16 protein-coding genes are annotated in these 17,319 nt (G+C 74.6%); 4 read left to right on the top strand and 12 right to left on the bottom strand.

All coding sequences use genetic code 11. From position 1 onward, the window contains the following. The first annotated feature begins 101 nt into the window (after positions 1–101). Both J2X49_RS09915 and J2X49_RS09910 read left to right on the top strand, forming a co-directional pair. On the top strand, positions 102–659 hold the full coding sequence (locus J2X49_RS09915; RefSeq protein WP_146354222.1) for a PadR family transcriptional regulator: 558 nt from the start codon (positions 102–104) through the stop codon (positions 657–659). A 38-nt stretch (positions 660–697) separates the two neighbouring features. After that, a complete protein-coding gene (locus tag J2X49_RS09910) occupies positions 698–2,407 on the top strand; it encodes an AarF/UbiB family protein (RefSeq protein ID WP_310125542.1) in 1,710 nt (569 codons plus the stop codon). 27 nt (positions 2,408–2,434) lie between these two features. On the opposite strand, the gene J2X49_RS09905 is transcribed toward J2X49_RS09910, so the two are convergent. The 3 genes from J2X49_RS09905 to putP all read right to left on the bottom strand — a co-directional run bounded on the left by J2X49_RS09905 (position 2,435) and on the right by putP (position 5,464). Further along, entirely contained in the window at positions 2,435–2,860 is a 426-nt protein-coding gene (locus J2X49_RS09905; RefSeq protein WP_310125539.1) for a (2Fe-2S) ferredoxin domain-containing protein, read from the bottom strand. A gap of 124 nt (positions 2,861–2,984) precedes the next feature. Further along, on the bottom strand, positions 2,985–3,818 hold the full coding sequence (locus tag J2X49_RS09900; RefSeq protein ID WP_310125536.1) for a hypothetical protein: 834 nt from the start codon (positions 3,816–3,818) through the stop codon (positions 2,985–2,987). An 86-nt stretch (positions 3,819–3,904) separates the two neighbouring features. Continuing rightward, positions 3,905–5,464: a sodium/proline symporter PutP gene (putP, locus tag J2X49_RS09895; protein WP_310125532.1), complete on the bottom strand. Its 1,560-nt coding sequence runs from the start codon at positions 5,462–5,464 to the stop codon at positions 3,905–3,907. Positions 5,465–5,605: 141 nt separating this feature from the next. On the opposite strand from putP, the gene J2X49_RS09890 reads away from it, so the two are divergent. Both J2X49_RS09890 and J2X49_RS09885 read left to right on the top strand, forming a co-directional pair. Continuing rightward, complete coding sequence (locus tag J2X49_RS09890) at positions 5,606–7,231, top strand: DUF222 domain-containing protein (RefSeq protein ID WP_310125530.1); 1,626 nt, start codon at positions 5,606–5,608, stop codon at positions 7,229–7,231. A 91-nt stretch (positions 7,232–7,322) separates the two neighbouring features. Next, on the top strand, positions 7,323–8,552 hold the full coding sequence (locus J2X49_RS09885; protein WP_310125527.1) for a cobalamin-independent methionine synthase II family protein: 1,230 nt from the start codon (positions 7,323–7,325) through the stop codon (positions 8,550–8,552). Positions 8,553–8,648: 96 nt separating this feature from the next. Here the strand turns inward: J2X49_RS09885 and J2X49_RS09880 are convergent, their stop codons facing one another. From J2X49_RS09880 to J2X49_RS09840, 9 genes are all read right to left on the bottom strand, one after another. After that, positions 8,649–8,885, bottom strand: coding sequence for a dodecin family protein (locus tag J2X49_RS09880; RefSeq protein WP_310125524.1), 237 nt, complete (start codon positions 8,883–8,885; stop codon positions 8,649–8,651). Positions 8,886–8,982: 97 nt separating this feature from the next. Next, positions 8,983–9,642 carry a VOC family protein gene (locus J2X49_RS09875; protein WP_128189765.1) on the bottom strand — a complete coding sequence of 220 codons (660 nt, stop codon included), beginning with the start codon at positions 9,640–9,642 and terminating at the stop codon, positions 8,983–8,985. Beyond that, entirely contained in the window at positions 9,642–10,238 is a 597-nt protein-coding gene (locus J2X49_RS09870) for an alkylhydroperoxidase domain protein (RefSeq protein WP_128189766.1), read from the bottom strand. The genes J2X49_RS09875 and J2X49_RS09870 overlap by 1 nt, the downstream gene beginning before the upstream one ends. Then, the gene (locus J2X49_RS09865; RefSeq protein ID WP_128189767.1) at positions 10,235–10,879 is read right to left on the bottom strand and encodes a CMD domain protein; all 645 of its coding nucleotides are present in this window, start codon (positions 10,877–10,879) and stop codon (positions 10,235–10,237) included. The genes J2X49_RS09870 and J2X49_RS09865 overlap by 4 nt, the downstream gene beginning before the upstream one ends. Next, entirely contained in the window at positions 10,869–11,906 is a 1,038-nt protein-coding gene (locus J2X49_RS09860) for an LLM class flavin-dependent oxidoreductase (protein WP_310125517.1), read from the bottom strand. The genes J2X49_RS09865 and J2X49_RS09860 overlap by 11 nt, the downstream gene beginning before the upstream one ends. Then, positions 11,906–13,666 carry an ABC transporter ATP-binding protein gene (locus tag J2X49_RS09855; RefSeq protein WP_310125514.1) on the bottom strand — a complete coding sequence of 587 codons (1,761 nt, stop codon included), beginning with the start codon at positions 13,664–13,666 and terminating at the stop codon, positions 11,906–11,908. The genes J2X49_RS09860 and J2X49_RS09855 overlap by 1 nt, the downstream gene beginning before the upstream one ends. Beyond that, positions 13,663–14,511 (bottom strand): ABC transporter permease, encoded by an 849-nt coding sequence (locus tag J2X49_RS09850; protein ID WP_128190328.1) that lies wholly within the window; start codon positions 14,509–14,511, stop codon positions 13,663–13,665. The genes J2X49_RS09855 and J2X49_RS09850 overlap by 4 nt, the downstream gene beginning before the upstream one ends. After that, on the bottom strand, positions 14,508–15,512 hold the full coding sequence (locus J2X49_RS09845) for an ABC transporter permease (RefSeq protein WP_128190327.1): 1,005 nt from the start codon (positions 15,510–15,512) through the stop codon (positions 14,508–14,510). Before J2X49_RS09845 ends, J2X49_RS09850 begins: the two co-directional genes overlap by 4 nt. A 14-nt stretch (positions 15,513–15,526) precedes the next feature. Beyond that, positions 15,527–17,185 (bottom strand): TIGR04028 family ABC transporter substrate-binding protein, encoded by a 1,659-nt coding sequence (locus tag J2X49_RS09840; RefSeq protein WP_310125509.1) that lies wholly within the window; start codon positions 17,183–17,185, stop codon positions 15,527–15,529. Between the last annotated feature and the right edge of the window lie 134 nt (positions 17,186–17,319).

Genomic DNA, 17,319 nt, shown 5'->3' with positions numbered 1-17,319 from the left:
CCGGTCGTCGGCGGTGAGCGGGCCGGATCGCCTCTTCCGCTCGCGCGATGAGCGATATATCGTTGAGTATCGCCGACACTCGCCGGCGCGAGGAGGTCATCATGCATGGATCGTTCGCAGGCGGCGGCTTCGACCGCGGCTTCAACGCAGGGCCCGGCTCCCACATGTGGGAGGCGATGGAGCAGCTGCGCACCGCCTTCGACAAGCGCGGCGGCACGCGCATGGGGCGCGGCGACGTGCGCGCGGCGGTGCTCGCGCTGCTCGCCGAGCGCCCGATGCACGGCTACCAGATCATCCAGGAGATCGAGGAGCGCAGCGGCGGCGCCTGGAAGCCGAGCCCTGGCTCGGTCTACCCGACGCTCCAGCTGCTCGCCGACGAGGGGCTCATCACGGCGCATGAGGCCGACGGGCGCAAGACGTACTCGCTGACCGAGGGCGGGCGCGCGGTCGCCGACGAGTCGGCCGAGCGGGCGGCGCCCTGGATGGCCACCGGCGAGCGCGACGGCCGCGGCTTCTCGGCGCTCCCGAAGGCCGGGTTCGACCTCGCCCAGGCGGCCGCGCAAGTGGGCCGCACCGGCAGCCCCGAGCAGGTGCAGCAGGCGGTGACCGTGCTTGAAGAGGCGCGTCGTAGGCTCTACTCGATCCTCGCTCAGGACTGAGCGGCGTGCCGCCGGCGCGTCGGGATCGAGGAGAGACGATGCCCGACGTCGGAGCCACGCGCGCCCGCTACCGCCGCATCCTGCGCTTCGCCGCCCGCCACCTCGTGAGCATGTGGTGGTTCGAGATCGTGCTGCCTCGCTTCGGGATGGCGCGGCTCGCCGCACGGGGCAGGGGCGCCCGGCTCACGCGCCTCGCCCGCCGCTTCCACGCGCTCGCGGTCGACCTGGGCGGGCTCATGATCAAGGTCGGGCAGTTCATGTCGTCGCGGCTCGACGTGCTGCCGCCCGAGATCACCCGCGAGCTCGAGGGCCTGCAGGACGAGGCCCCGCCGGTGCCGTTCGGGCCCATCCGCGACGCGATCGAGCAGGAGCTCGGCATGCCGCTCGAGCGCGCCTACGCCTCGATCGAGGCGGAGCCGCTCGCGGCCGCCTCGCTCGGGCAGGCGCACCGCGCGACGCTCACCGCGCAGGACGCGGCCGACCTCGGCAGCGCCGAGGCGGTCGTGAAGGTGCAGCGGCCCGGCATCCAGGCGATCGTCGACGTCGACCTCGCGGCGCTGCGTCGCGTCGGCGGGTGGATGAGCCGGGTGCGGCTGGTGTCGGACCGCGTCGACATGCCGGCGCTCGTCGAGGAGTTCGCGCAGACGAGCCTCGAGGAGATCGACTACCTCCACGAGGCGGCGAACGCCGAGCGGTTCGCGGCCGACTTCGCCGACGACCCGCGCGTCGCGGTGCCGCAGGTGGTGTGGGAGCGCACCACCCGCCGCGTGCTGACGCTCGCCGACGTGACCGCCATCAAGCTCACCGACCTCGACGGTCTGCGCGCCGCCGGCATCGACCCCTCCGAGGTCGCGCACGCGTTCGCCGCGGTCATGTTCGACCAGCTGTTCGTCAACGGCTTCTTCCACGCCGACCCGCATCCGGGCAACCTCTTCGTGACGCCCGTGGAGCGGGGTGCTGGAGGGGTCGGCGGCGGGGGAGCGGATGCGCCGTGGCGGCTGACGTTCATCGACTTCGGGATGATGGGCGAGGTGCCCGCGAGCACGCGCCGGGGGCTGCGCACGCTGCTGATCGCGGCCGCCGCGCGCGACGGGCGAGGGCTCGTGGAGGCGATCCGCGAGGTCGGCGCGCTGCTGCCGTCGGCCGACACCGCCGAGCTCGAGCGCGCCATGACGGGCGCCTTCGCCCGCTTCGGCGGCATGGGGTTCGCCGAGCTGCGCGAGGTCGACCCGCGAGAGTTCCGCGAGTTCGCGCTCGAGTTCGAGGAGCTCATGCGGTCGCTGCCGTTCCAGCTGCCCGAGCACTTCCTGCTCATCATCCGCGCCATGTCGCTCACCTCGGGCGTCTGCAGCTCGCTCGATCCGCAGTTCAACCTGTGGGACGCCGTCGAGCCCTACGCGGGGCGGCTGCTGCGCGACGAGCGCGGCGGCATCGCGCGCGCCGCGGTCGACGAGGCGGTGTCGCTCGCGCGCCTCGCGGTGGGCCTGCCGCGCCGCTTCGACACGCTCGCGACGCGGCTCGAGGAGGGCAGGCTGGCGGTGTCATCGCCGGCCCTCGAGCGCCGCGTCGCGCGGCTCGAGCGCACCGCGGCGCGGGTCGTCTCGGCGGTGCTCTTCGCGGGGCTGCTCGTCGCGGGCGCGCTCGTGCGCCCGGATGACGAGGGGTTCGGCACGGCGCTCATGGTCGCCTCGGTCGTGCCGCTGCTGCATGCCGTGCTCGCGGGGCTCGGGAGCCGACGGCGCGACTGAGCGGCTCGCGCTGCGCGGGCGGGGTGCTCAGGGCAGCGCGTGCCCCGGCTGCAGCTCCTGCCGGCTCTGCCGCGTCGGGCGGAACTCCTGGATCTCGACGAGCGCGGGCGGCGCCGCGACCCCGGGCCCGCCGGCGTTCACCCACTCGACGATGTCGTCGGTGACGGCGTCGTCGAGCACCTCGCCGATCCAGACCGGTGTCGCGCCCGCCTCGGCGCCCGCGTCGCCCGGCATCACGACGACGACGTTCGAGCGCTCGCACGCGTCGAGGCACTTGCTCGGCACGACGTCGGCCCCGTCGATGCGCGAGCGCAGCGCCTGCAGCTGCGCCATGTGGTCGACGCCGGGGTGCTTGCGACGGCTGCCGCAGTCGCCGCCGCGGCAGACGACGACCGTGACGCGCTCGGGCTCGCCCGTCGTGGGCTCGGTGCGCTGCGCGCGGCGCTTCGCCATGCTCTCCTCCGTCATCGCCCGCGGCCGGTCGCGGGCGAGGGGCCAGTCTGCCGGATGCCTCGGGCTCCTGCGCGCAGGCACCCGGCACTCGCGGGTCGCGGCCCGGTGACGTCGGGCGTCGGCCTCAGCGGCGGTGACGGCGCTGCGCGCGGCGGCGGCGCTCGGGCGCAGGCGGCAGCCCGGCGTCGACGAGCCAGGCGTCGAGCAGCACGTCGACCGGTCGCTCGGCGAAGGCGCCGACGAGCTCGCGGAAGCCGTCCGTGGTGCCCGCCCCGGTGGGGTGCAGCAGGCTGCAGGCCTGCAGCAGCTCGAAGAAGCGCACGTCGCCGAGCTCGATGCGCAGCGCGTGCAGCAGCAGCGCGCCGCGGCCGGCGCGAGGGTCGGTGGGTGCGCCCTGGGGCTCGGGCGCGTCGCGCGGCTCGCCGGCCGACCGCCCGGCCAGCCGTGCGTGCTCGGCCGCGGCCAGCGCATCCGTCGTCATGTCGCCCGCGGCCTCGCACCACAGCCACGTCGCGTAGCGCGCGAGCGCGGGCACGAGCCAGGCGTCACGCGCGTCGGCACCCTCGGTCCCGCGCGCGAACCACTGGCGCGCGATGGCGTCGGCGAGCGCGCCGTCGCAGCTGCCCGACCCGTCGATGCTGTCGCTGCGCAGCACGGCGGCACCCGGCGAGGCGGGCACTCGCGCGGGATCGTCGGCGATCACGAGCAGGCAGGCGTCGAACGGATGCGGCCCCAGGCGCTCGATGAAGCACGCGAGCATCGCCGGTACGCGAGCCAGATCGGCGAGCGCACGCTGCTGCAGCGCGGCGGGGAAGAGCGCGGTCACCGGCACGGGCCCGCGCGTCCTGCACCGCAGGTAGCGGCCGAGCGGCGGCTGGGGCTGGCCGAGGGGGAGCGGATGCGCCGGGCCGCGGGCGGGCGCGTCGGCGACCGGCGGTGCCGTCCTCGTCTCGCTCATCGATGCTCCCGTGCGCGCGTCGACGACGCCGCGGCGCCGTCGAGGTCACGCTATCGCGCGGCCCCGACGGCGTGCCGGCGTGTCGGTCAGGGGAGCACGTTGCGGTCGGCCGCGGCCGCCGCGCTGACGCGCCCCTCCTCGCCGGGCTTGAGCGCCACGATCTGGCCGGTGCGCGTGAACTCCTCCTGCACGGCCTCGTCGTGGCGGTGCGTCGCGAGGCTCACGACGATCGCGACGACGAGGTTGAGGATGAAGCCGGGCACGATCTCGTAGAGGGAGAAGAAGCCGATCTCGGTGGCCTGCTCGATCGCGTCCCAGATGAAGACGGTCGCGGCGCCCACGATCATGCCGGCGAGCGCGCCCCAGTTGGTGAGCTTGCGCCAGAAGAGCGTGAGCAGCACGACGGGTCCGAACGCGGCGCCGAAGCCGGCCCACGCGAAGCCCACGAGGCCGAGGATCGTGTCGGACGGGGTGATGGCGAGCAGCGCGGCGATCGTGGCGACGGCGAGCACGCACGAGCGGCCGAGGATGACGAGCAGGCGCTGCGACGGCGGGCGCTTCGCGAAGACCTGGAAGAGGTCCTCGACGAGCGCCGACGAGCAGACGATCAGCTGGCTCGAGAGCGTCGACATGATCGCGGCGAGCACCGCGGCCAGCACGAGGCCGGCGACGAACGGGTGCAGCAGCGCCTGCGACATGGCGAGCACGATCGTCTCGGGGTTGTCGAGCGGGAGGCCCGACTGCTGCACGAAGGCGATGCCCACGAAGCCCGAGACCACGGCGCCGATGAGCGAGATGACCATCCAGCCGATGCCGATGCGGCGCGCGGGCTTCGCCGCGGCGACCGAGCGCAGCGCCATGAAGCGCACGATGATGTGCGGCTGGCCGACGTAGCCGAGGCCCCACGCGAGCGACGAGATGATGCCGAGCACGACCATGCCGTCGACGTCGGCGGGGATGAGCCCCGTGAGCTGCGCGCCCGAGTCGGCGATGCCGTCCTGCACGCCCTGCAGGCCCCCGACCGTGAAGAACGCGATGACGGGGATGATGATGAGCGCCAGGAACATCATCGCGCCCTGCACCATGTCGGTCAGCGAGGCGCCGAGGAAGCCGCCGAAGAGCGTGTAGGCGAGCGTCACGCCGCTGACGAGCAGCATGCCCCAGATGTAGTCGGCGCCGAAGGTCGACTCGAAGAAGACGCCGCCGGCTACCATGCCGGAGGAGACGTAGAAGGTGAAGAAGATCAGGATGATGAGGCCCGAGACGATGCGCAGGGCGCGCGAGCGGTCGCGCAGGCGGTTCTCGAAGAAGCTCGGGATCGTGATCGAGTTGCGCGCCACCTCGGTGTAGGCGCGCAGGCGCGGCGCCACGAGCTTCCAGTTGAGGTACGCGCCGATCGTCAGACCGATGGCGATCCACGCCTCGATGAGGCCTGCGGCGAAGATGGCGCCCGGGAGGCCCATGAGCAGCCAGCCGGACATGTCGGAGGCGCCGGCGGAGAGCGCGGCGGTCGCCGGGTGCAGGTCCCGCCCGGCGAGCATGTAGTCCTCGTGGCTCTTCGTCTTCCGCGCCGCGTAGACGCCGATCGCGATCATCGCCGCGAAGTAGAGCCCGATCGCGAGCAGCTGGAAAGTGATGTCCGACATGGTCGACTCCTCGTCCGGTCGCCCACCAGGGTACTCACGGCTGCGTCACAGGGGAGGGGGACAAAACGGCGCGGGCGCTGACGACGAGGGCCTGGCGGGGATGCTATGTGTCGTGTCAGTGGCCCGTGGTGGGATGCGTGCATGGACGACGAGGCCCGGCTCGACATGGCGACGATCGCGCTGGTGCGATCGGGGCGGCTGGTCGATCCGCTGGGCCGCACCGCCGACGAGCTCGAGGACGCGTTCCGCGCCGAGCAGCTCGCCGAGCGCGGGTTCCGCACGCTCGCCGTGCCGGCCGGTCGGACGCCTGAGGCGACGGTGCGGCTGCTCGATGCGCAGCTGCGCGAGCCGCCGCTGGATCCCGCGCTCGCGCGGCTCGCCGCCGACGACGAGTTCGCCGCGCGCATGCGCGTGCTCGAGACGCGGTCGGCGCGCATCGAGGGTGAGCGGCGCGCTCTGATGGCGGCGCATCTGCAGCGCGTGCTCGACGCCGAGGGCGACTCGGCGCTCGCCGTGCGCGAGCTCGCGTCGCTCGCGGCAGTGGAGCTCGGCGTCTCGACGCGCGGCATGGAGCGCCGCATGACCGAGGCCTGGCAGACGGTCACCGAGCTGCCGGCCGCGCACGGCGCGGCGGCGGAGGGCCGCATCACGGTGAGCCACCTGCGGGTGATCGAGGGGGAGACGCGCGCACTGCGGCTCGACCCCGAGGTCGCCGTCGACGAGCGCGACCGCGTGGTCGCCGAGCTCGTCGCGGTCGCGGAGCGGTCGAGCCCCGGGCAGCTCCGCAGGCGCGCGAAGCGCGTGGTCGATGCGGTGCTCGCGGCTCCGCTGCAGCAGCGGCACGACGTCGCGCGCGAGCGTCGCGGGGTCGAGGTCTTCGACGTGGGCGACGGCATGTGCGACGTCGTGGCGCGGGTGCCCGCCGTGCTCGGGGCAGGCATCCTCGACCGGTTGAGCCAAGCGGCGCGCGGCAAGCCGAAGGACGATCCGCGGTCGTTCGACCAGTTCCGCGCCGACACCTTCTGCGAGCTGCTGCTCGGCGGCACGGTACCCGACGACCTGCACGGCACGAGGATGCTGACGGCGCACGTGTCGGTGCTGATCCCAGCGACCGAGCTGCTCGGCGACGGCGAGCACGGCGCGGCCGTCGGCCCCGCCTTGAGCTTCCCCGCGTCGCTCGACGGCCGCACGCTCGTCGACCGCAGCACCGCGCAGTGGCTCGCCGGCGGCTCCGCCGTGTGGGAGCGCCTCTTCACCGACCCGGTCAGCGGCGTCGCCGTCACCGTCGACACCTATCGGCCGAGCGCGGGGCAGCGGCGCTGGCTGCAGGCGCGCGACGGCGGCTGCACGTTCCCCGGCTGCGCCTGCGGCAGCCGGCGCGCCGATCTCGACCACACGCGCGACTGGGCGAAGGGCGGCACGACGAGCATCGACAACCTCGCGACGCTCTGCCGGAGCGACCACGTGCTGAAGCACGGATCGCGGTGGTCGATGCGACAGCTCGCGCACGGCGAGATCGAGTGGACCACGCCGATCGGGGAGGTCGTCACGACGGTGCCGCAGCGCGTCGGGCCGATCTTCGCCGAGTTGCGTCCGCCCGATCCGTCGGGTGGCTCCGAGCCCGATCCCGACGGGCCGTCCGCGCATGCGCCGCCGGGCGCGCAGGACTCGGTCGACTGGGTGACGCGGGGCCCCCGCCGGTCGTTCGCCGAGGCGTTCCCGCCGGGCTACCTCGACGAGCTGCTCGGCCCGGAGCGCAGTGCGTGACGACCTGGTGTGTGACGAAGCGTGACCGCCGCGGTTCCGGCTCCGCCGGCTGGCCGCATAGCGTGCCGATGACGACCTCAGGAGGCACGACATGACCCGCATCGACGTCACTCACGCCGGCAGCCTGCCGCGCACGCCCGAGCTGCTCGCCGCCAACGCCGCCCGCACCCTCGCCGACGACGGCCTGACCCTCGAGCGCACGCCCGAGTTCGAGGCGCTGCTCGCCGACGCCGTCGGCGACCTCGTGCGCCGCCAGCAGGAGCTCGGCATCACGATCGTCGGCGACGGCGAGTACGGCAAGGCCATGTCGTCGGCGCTCGACTACGGCGCGTGGTGGAGCTACGTCTTCCAGCGCGTCGAGGGCCTCGAGGTCACCGGCGAGGACATCTTCTCGGAGCCGCCGGTGCGCAGCGCGCCCGGCGACGTGCGGCTCACGTCGTTCCCCGACCGCCGCGACTGGGTGCGCTTCAAGGACGCCTACCTCGACCCCGACGACCCGCTGCTGAAGTCGACGCCCGCGACCGCGTTCCCCGCCACGACCGGTGCGCTTCGCTACACCGGCCACGAGGCCATCGCGACCGACATCGCGAACCTCCGGTCGGGTCTCGCCGCCACGAGCGCCGAGCAGGGCTTCCTCACCGCGCTGTCGCCCGGCTCGGCCGCGCGCATCGCCGACCGCCACTACGGCAGCGACGAGGAGCACATCTGGGCGTGGGCCGACGTGCTGCGCGAGGAGTACCGCGCCATCGTCGATGCCGGCCTCATCGTGCAGATCGACGACCCCTCGCTCGCCGAGAACTGGGACCAGATCAACCCCGAGCCGACGATCGAGGACTACCTCGACTTCACGCGCATCCGCATCGACGCGCTGAACCACGCCATCCGCGGACTGCCCGAGGAGCAGGTGCGCCTGCACATCTGCTGGGGCTCGTGGCACGGGCCGCACACGACCGACGTGCCCTTCGGCGACATCGCCCCGCTCGTGCTCGAGGCGAATGCCGGCACCTACTCGTTCGAGGCGGCGAACGCGCGCCACGAGCACGAGTGGCGCGTGTGGGAGCGCGTCGAGCTGCCCGAGGGCAAGCGCATCGCTCCCGGCGTCGTCGGCCACGCCACCAACGTCGTCGAGCACCCCGAGCTCGTCGCCGACCGCATCGAGCGCTTCGCGCGGCTGGTCGGGCCGGAGCGCGTCATCGCGTCGACCGACTGCGGACTGGGCGGACGCATCCACCCCGACATCGCCGTCGCCAAGCTCGAGTCGCTCGGGCAGGGCGCGCGCCTCGCCGAGCAGCGGCTCGGCGCCGCCGTCTCGATCGTCTGACGTCCGACGACATGCCCGCAGCGGGCGCGACGGCAGCGTGCACTGCCGCCGCGCCCGCTGCGCACGTCGGGGCGCACTCGCCCCGCCCGCGCCGGGTCAGTCGGCCGAGGCGTCGACCGGGTGCCCCGCGTCGTCCAGCACGAACGTGACCTCGAGCGTGACCTGCCACGAGGTGATCGCGCCGTCCCGGATGTTGACGACGTGGTCCTTGACCCACGCGCCCTCGACGCCGCGCAGCGTCTCGCTGGCCCGCGCGATGCCCTGCTTGACGGCGTCCTCGAAGCTCACGTCCGAGCGCGAGCTGATGGTGGTGATGCGTGCGACAGATGCCATGGCGAATCCTCCTTGACCGCGATGCGAGGGATCTCCTCGTCTCCCAGCCAAGCGCTCCTGACCGCCGAGCGGAACCCCCGAGCGCCGATCCGCCGGCTCAGCGCAGCACGACGGTGCGGTCGCCGACGCGCACCTCGACCTCGAAGCCGTCGGCCTCCGCCGGCACCACGGCGACCGCATCCGGCCCGACGCCGGTCTCGACGCCCAGCGCGGCGAGGCGTGCCTCCTCCTCGCCCGGCGACCGCGCCAGCCGACGGAGCCCGACGAGCTCGAGGACCGGGATGTCGCCCAGTCCCGGGTGCGGCGTCGAGCCCCAGTCGATGAGGAACGGCGGCTGCCGCTCATCGACGGGCCGCGCGAGCCGCCACGCGAGCTCGCCGCCGTCCGGCGTGCGGCGTGAGAGCGGCTCGACGTCCTTGATCGCGACGTCGGCAGCGCGCGCCCCGGCCACGGCGGCGTCGAGGTCGGTGGGGCGGATGGCCCAGCTCGCCACCGCGGGCGCATCGAGCCGCGCGATGCCGAACGCGGCGGTCTCGTCGGCGGACCTCCCGGAGGCCGGGTCGGGCCCGATCACCTCCAGGTACTGCCGCACGCGCTCGCCGCCGCGGGTGAACGCGATCAGCGCGTTCGCGGTGCCGGTCGGATGCGCCCCGCCCGGGGCCGCGCGCACCCCGGTGGCGCGCTCGACGAGCTCGACGGCCTGGGCGAGGTCGGGGCCGGCCAGCACGACGTGGTCGAGGAGCGCAGGCACTCCCATCACACGACCTCCGGCTCGCCGAGCGACAGCATCAGGCGGTTCGCCCAGTTGAAGAACGCCGCACCGCTGATCTGGTCGACGATGCCCGCGTCGTCGATGCCCGCCGCCCGGAGGCGCTCCACGTGCCCCGCCCCGAAGCCCGAGGGGGTCGCGGTGAGCGCCGCCGAGGCATCCGCGATCGCGTCCCAGCGCTCGTCGACCCGGGCGCCGACGCCCTCGTCGAGGAGCCGCTGCACGTCGTCCCCGCGGCCCGAGAGCCTCGAGGCGGCACGGGCGTGCACGGAGGCGCAGAAGACGCAGCCGTTCACCCGCGACGCGGCCGCGGCCGAGAGCTCGCGCTCCCAGCGCGGCAGGCCGCCCTCCTCGTTGCCGAAGATGTCGAGGTCGGTGAGGGTGCGGGCGCGCAGCGCCTCGGGGTCGCGCGCGAGCAGCCGGAAGTACGGGCTCGTCGACCGCGACGCCTCGACGAGCGCGTGCCGCTGCACGTCGGTGAGCTCGCCCTCCGGCACCGGCGGGAGCCACGGCACCCAGCCGAGCCCTCGCTGCGTGAAGCGCTCCGGGCGCCGCAGCGCCTCGTGCTCGATGATGGCGGTCATGCGCGGGCCTCCTGGAGGTCGGATGCGGCGGGCTCGGCAGGTGCCGCGGGCGCGGCGGCGAGTGCGCGGAGCCCGTGCACGAGCCGCAGCTGGAAGGCGAGGAACGCCACGAGCTGGCTGAGCGAGACGATCGCGTCGGCCTCCCAGCCGGCGTCGACGAGCGCGCGCAGCGACTCGGGGCGAGCGTCGCGCGGGTGCAGCACGAGCAGGTGCGCGTGCTCGAGGGCCGCCGCGAGCGGCGCCGGGATGGCCCTGCGGTCGACGGCTGCGGCGGGGCCGTCGACGGCCTCGCCGCGCAGGTCGGGCTCGCGGTAGCCGCCGTAGGGCCCGGAGGCGCGCCCCGCGTCGGCCGCGTCGGCGACCGCGGCGACGAGGGCCGGGTCCGCCTCGTCCGCGAGCAGCTCGAGGTAGAACGCCGACGCGCGCGAGCGCTCCGGCGACGGGTCGTGCAGGATCGCCGCGTAGGCGGCGATCGCGTAGCGGTCGGCGAGGCCGAGCGCGCCCGGTGCCGCCGGCTCGAGCAGCGCGAGGAAGCTCTGCTGCGCGTGCTCGCGCGCGTCGGGCCGCGCGCGCCGGATCTCGTCGAGCCGCGACCCGGCGGGGATCTCGGCGAGGTGGTCGATGACGTCGTCATGCGACATGGCGGTGCTCCTGCTCCTGCTCGTGGGTGCGCCCGGCGTTCCAGCCGAGCGCGGGGGCGACCTCGCGGGCGAACAGCTCGAGCGACCGCGCGGTGATCTCGTGGTGGGGGTCGACCGAGTGCGCCTGGATCGACACCTCGGTCGCGCCGACCGCGACAGCGTCGGCGGCGAGCGACTCGGCGACCTCGGTCGCGGTGCCCAGGTGCGTCTCGCTGCGCACGAGCAGCTCGTCGAGCGTGAGCGAGCCGGGCGCGACGCCCTGCAGCTGCGCGAGCTGCCGCGTCAGGCCCGCCTCGGCGTGCGCGCGCACCGCGCGGCGCTCGGTGGCGTCGACGACGACGACGCTGCGGGAGGCGAGGATGCGCGGCTGCACGCCCGCGGGCAGGGCGTCGAGGTAGGCGTCGACGACGGGCCGCTGCACGTCCCACACGCGCGGTGGCAGGGCCGCGTCGGGCAGGCCGGCGGGCGGCGGCTGCAGCCGCGAGAGCATCAGCCCGTCGCCCTGCGCGCCGATCGCGCGGGCGCCCTCGACCGAGAACGTGGCCTGCCAGATGCGGTCGGTCAGCGTGGCCGCCCGCGGCTCGATCGTGACGTCGGCGGTGCCGCCCAGCAGCGAGCGCACGCGCACGAGCTTCGCGTCGTAGACGGCCCGGCGGTGCGCGGGGTCCTCGCCGAAGGCGCTGAGCGTCGCGGGGCTGCCGCCGGTGCCGAGCCCGAGCTCGAAGCGGGCGCCGGCGATCGTGTCGAGCACCGCGGCGTCCTCGGCGGTGCGCGTCGGCTGCTCGTGCGCGAGCGTGAGGATCGCGGTGCCGAGCCGGATGCGCCGGGTGCGGGCGGCGGCCGCGGCGAGCAGCACGAACGGCGACGGCAGGCCGCCCTCGTCGCGGTCGAGGTGGTGCTGCGCGACCCAGGCGGTGCGGTAGCCGAGCCGCTCGGCGAGCTCGATCTGGTCGAGCGCGATGCGGTAGCGCTCGGCGGCCGGGGCATCGTCGAGGATGCGCGTGAAGAATCCGATCTCTGGGGCCATCAGGCCACCTCCTGGGCTGTGCGGACGGGCTGGGCGGTGCGGACGGGCTGCGCGGTGCGGACGGATGGGCCGGGCGCGGCTGCGCGGTCCGGCTGCGCGGCGCGCAGCCACTCGGGCGCCGGCACGGCCTCGAGCAGCGCGCGCGTGTAGTCGTGCTGCGGCGCCGTCAGCACCTGCTCGGCGCTGCCGGTCTCGACGGCCTCGCCGCGGCGCAGCACCGTCGTCGTGTCGGCGATGCGGCGCACGACCGCGAGGTCGTGGGTGATGAACAGGTACGTGAGGCCGAGGTCGCGCTGCAGCGCCTCGAGCAGGTCGAGGATCTGCGACTGCACCGTCACGTCGAGCGCCGACACCGCCTCGTCGAGCACCACCACCTCGGGCTCGATGATGAGCGCGCGCGCGATCGCGACGCGCTGCCGCTGCCCGCCCGAGAGCTCGCGCGGCAGCCGGCCGGCGACGTCTGCGGGCAGGGCCACCTGGTCGAGCGCCGTGGCGACGCGGCGGGCGAGCTCCGCCCGGCCGCCGGGGCCAGTGCCGCGCAGGCCGCCCTCCTCCGGACGCCAGTTGCGCAGCGGCTCGCCGATGGTCTGCGCGATCGTGCGGCGCGGGTCGAGCGAGGCGTACGGGTTCTGGGAGACGAGCTGCACGAGCCGGCGGATGCCCCGGTCGCGCCGGTCGGCGACGACGTCGCGGCCGCCGATCCGGATCGCGCCGGCCGTCGGCGCGTGGAGCGCGGCGACAGCGCGGCCGATCGTGGTCTTGCCCGAGCCGGACTCGCCGACGAGCGCGTGCGTCGTGCCCCGCTCGATGCCGAAGGTCACGGCGTCGACGGCGCGGAACGCATCCGCGCCCCGCCCGTACTCGTGGACGAGGCCGGCGACTTCGACGAGCGGCGCCGCAGGAGCGCGCGCGGCACGCGGCGCGAGGTCGGCGAGCGCGGGCGCGTCGGCGAGCAGCTCGCGCGTGTACGCGCTCGCCGGCTGCTGCAGCACGGCGCGCGTGGCGCCCGCCTCCTCGAGCGCGCCGCCGCGCAGCACCGCGATGCGGTCTGCGCGCTCGGCCGCCACCGCGAGGTCGTGCGTGATGAGCAGCACGCTCGAGCCGAGCTCCGCGCGCAGCTCGTCGAGCAGGTCGAGGATGCGGCGCTGGACGGTGACGTCGAGGGCGCTCGTGGGCTCGTCGGCGATGATCAGCTCGGGTTCGAGAGCGATGGCCGCGGCGATGAGCGCCCGCTGCCGCATGCCGCCCGAGAGCTCGTGCGGGTACTGGCCCGCGCGCCGCTCGGGATCGTCGAGCCCGACGCGGTCGAGCAGCTCGACGACGCGGCGGCGGATGCGGTCGCGGCCGCCGAGGCCCGCGCTCGCGCCCGCGTGGATGCGCAGCGGTGCGGCGACCGAGGCGCCGATGGTCTGCACGGGGTTCAGCGACGTGCCCGGGTCCTGCGGCACGAGCGCGATCCGACGGCCGCGCAGCTCGCGCACCGCGCGCGGCGGCAGCTGGGCCAGGTCGACCGGACGACCGGCGAGCCGCAGCTCGATCGACCCCGCGTCGACGCGGCCGCCCTCCGGCAGCAGCCCGATGACCGACTGGCCGATGGTGGTCTTGCCCGAGCCCGACTCGCCGACGAGCGCGAGCACCTCGCCGCGGCCGAGCTCGAGCGAGACGCCCTCGACGGCGGTGCGGCGGCCGTGGAGGCCGCGGCCGTGCCGGGTGCGGTAGGAGACGGCGAGGCCGTCGATGCGCAGCAGCGGCTCGGTCATGCGGTTGCCTCCCTGATGGCGGCCGCGATCCGGTTCGCGGCGAGGACGACGGCGGCGACCACGACGCCGGGCAGCGTCGTGAGCCACCAGGCGCTCGCGACGTAGTCGCGGCTCTCGGCGATGAGCAGGCCCCACTCGGGCGTGGGCGGCGGTGCGCCGTAGCCGAGGAAGCCGAGGGTCGAGATCTGGAGGATGGCGCTGCCGAACTGGAGCGCGGCGAGCGCGAGCACCGCCCCGAGCGAGTTCGGCAGCACGTGGCGGCCGAGCACGGCGAGGAAGGTGCCGCCCGAGCCGAAGGCCGCCTCGACGTAGTCGCTGCGGCGGACGCGCACGACCTGGGAGCGCGAGAGGCGGGCGAAGACGGCGATCGAGGTGACGCCGACGGCGATCGCGGCGTTCGTGACGCCGAAGCCGAGCAGCACGATCACGCTCAGCGCGAGCAGCAGGCCGGGGATCGCGAGCAGCACGTCGACCACCCGCATGAGGCCCTCCTCGACGAGGCCGCCGATGGAGCCGGCGAGCACCCCGATCGCGGTGCCGGCGAGGAGGCCGACGAGCACCGCGATCGCGGCGCCGGAGAGCGAGTTGCCGGCGCCGAAGATGACGCGGGCGAGCAGGTCGCGGCCGGTCGCGTCGTTGCCGAACGGGTGCGCGGCGCTCGGCGCCTGCAGGGCGTCGGCCGCGACGCCGGCGAGGGGGTCCTGGCTCGTGAACAGCCACGGCAGGAACGCCCAGGCGAGCGCGATCGCGAGCACGGCGATCGAGACGACGAGGGTCGCGCGCGGCTTCGGCCGCGCGGCGGGCTCGTCGCGGCGGGGGAGCAGGAGGCTCGTGACGGCGCTCATGCCCGCACCTCCTTCCTGAGGCGCGGATCGATCGCCGGAGCGAGCAGGTCGACGGCGAGGTTGATGACGACGAAGGCGACGGCCGAGATGACGACCACGGCCTGCAGCACGGGGATGTCGCGGGTGGCGACGGCATCGGCGGTGAGGCGGCCGAGCCCCGAGCGGGCGAAGACCGTCTCGGTGACGACGGCGCCCGCGATCAGCTCGCCGAAGAGCACGCCGGCGATGGTGAGGGTCGGCAGCAGCGCGTTCCGGGCCACCTCCCTGCCGAGCAGCCAGGCCGGGCCGGCCCCGCGCGCTCGGGCGACGATGACGAACGGCTCCGCGAGCGTGTCGTCGATCGCGCGGATGAGAACCTGCGCGAGCGGGGCAGCGATCGGGATCGCGATGGTGACGACCGGGAGCACGAGCGCCTCTGCCGGGCTCGCGTTGATGACGGGGATGAGCCCGAGCCGGAAGGAGACCACCTGCAGCAGCACGATGCCGATCCAGAACACCGGGATGGAGACGAACAGCGGCGGCAGCGAGCGGAACGCCCGGCGCAGCCACTCGGTGCCCGCGAAGGTCGCGGCGGCGGCGATGCCGACCGCGAGCACCGCCGCGAGCGCGAAGCCGAGGCCCGCGAGCGCGAGCGTCGGCGGCAGCGAGGCGGCGATGAGGGTCGAGACCTCCGCGCCGCTCTGCAGCGAGGTGCCGAGGTCGCCGGTCAGGAAGCCCCCCGCCGACAGGCCCAGCTGCACCCACCACGGCTGGTCGGCGCCGTAGGCGACGCGGAGGGCCTCGAGCTGCTCGGGGGTGAGGCCAAGCTCGGGGCTCGCGTACCGGGCGACGATCGCGTCGCCCGGCAGCGCGTGCAGCAGGAGGAAGGCGAGCACGAACGTCGCGACGACCACGAGGAGGGCCTGCCCGACGCGGCGGAGCGCGAACCGGGCGGTCGGCGGCGCGGCGGGGCGCCAGCGGGGCGGAGCTGCCTCCGGTGCGGGTCGGATCACGACGCTCATGCTCGCCTCCCGCCTCAGTCCTCGAGCCAGACGGCAGCGAGCGAGGGGCGCCCCACCGACTCGGTGCGGAAGCCCTGCACGTTCGGCTGCACGCCGTAGACCTGCGGTTCCTCGAAGAACGGCAGCACGTAGGCCTGCTCGGTCAGGTGCGCCTGGATGGCGGCCGAGGCCTCCTCGCGGCCGTCGACGGTCGGCTCCGACGCGACGCGCTGCAGCAGCTCCTCGAGCTCGGCGTCGATCGGCTCTCCGTCGGCGTAGGCGTTCTGCAGCGTGCTGCGGTTCTCGATCGAGTACTGGCTCTTGATCACGTCGAAGTCCGCGCGCCCGACCATCGAGTGGTAGATCTGGATCTGCTCCACGTCGGCCGATGCGGCGGTCTGCGCGGCCTGGTCGCCCTGGAAGAGCTCGAGCTCGACGCCCACCTCGCGCAGCTGCTGCGCGACCAGCGTGATGACGTCGCGCGAGCGGGGCTGCGGGAGCGCCTCGTTCACGACCAGGTGCAGCCGCTCGCCGTCGCGCACGCGGATGCCGTCGGCGCCGGGCTCCCAGCCGGCCTCGTCGAGCAGCCGGTTCGCGAGCTCGGGGTCGAAGGCGTAGGCGTCGCCCTGGTCGGCGTAGCCGAGCGCCGTCTGCGACAGCGACGAGGTGGCGAGCGGGTACTGCTCGGAGAAGATCGACGAGACGATCGCCTCGCGGTCGATCCCGGCGATGAGCGCCTGCCGCACGCGGATGTCCTCGAGCAGCGGGTGGCCGAAGCGGAAGCTGAGGCCGTTGTTCACGCCGTTGGTCTGCGCCGCGACGATGGGGATCCCGGCGGCGGAGACCTCGGCCTCGTGCTGCGGCTCGACCTGCCGCGCGATGTGGGCCTGGCCGGAGGTGAGCGCGCCGATCCGCACGCTGTCCTCGGGCGCGATCACGATGTCGACGGCGTCGACGTACGGGCGGCCCTGGTTCTCGGCCGACGCGGGGGCCCAGGCGTAGTCCTCGCGCGCGGCGAGGCGGATCGAGGTGCCGACCTCCTCCGACTCGACGACGAAGGGGCCCGCGCCGATGATCTCGGTCGCGTTCCCAGGGCCGAAGCCCTCGGAGTCGCGCTCGAGCGTCGCGTCGGCCAGCAGGCCCGAGTTGATGGTCGAGACCGCCTGCGCGAAGCCGGGGGCGGGCGCGCTGAACGTGAAGCGCACCGTGTCCTCGTCGACGACCTCCCCGGCGGTGAAGTCGTTGATCGCCTCGGAGACGATGAGCGCGCGGTCGGTGTCGCCTGTCCCGAAGAGCTCGATGTTCGCGACGACGTTCTCGGCGGTCAGCGGCGTGCCGTCGGAGTAGGTGACGTCGGTGCGGATGTCGAAGGTGTACTCGGTCGCGTCGTCGTTCACCTCCGGCAGCGCCGTGGCGATCCAGGGCTCGAGCTCGAGCGTCTCGGGGTCCTGGTGCAGCAGGCGTGCGGTGAGGTTGTTGACGAGCGCGCCGTTGGGGTAGAAGCCCGCGCTCGGCGGGTAGAGCGAGGTGTAGGCCTGATGCTCGAGGTAGGTGAGCGTGCCGCCGACGACCGGCTCGCCGTCGCCGCCGGCGGCGGGCGAGGACGCCTCGCTCGCGGAGCAGGCCGAGAGCGCGAGCGCGGCGACGAGGGCGCCGGCGATGCCGACCCGGCGGGGGGACGTGCTGTGGACCACGATGAACCTCCATAAGCAGGGCTTGGTGCTGCCACAAGTACAGACGATCGGGTCGCGTCGCGCACATCGCCCTGCAACGCGGCGTCACACTTCGCCAGGGATGCGGTCGCGCACCAGGCCGACGGGGCCGCCCG

Source organism: Agrococcus sp. BE272, from assembly GCF_031457935.1.
In the GTDB taxonomy this organism is placed as follows: domain Bacteria; phylum Actinomycetota; class Actinomycetes; order Actinomycetales; family Microbacteriaceae; genus Agrococcus; species Agrococcus sediminis.
The sequence above is the reverse complement of the archived record's forward strand: the minus strand, read 5'-3'. Positions and strand labels throughout refer to the sequence as shown.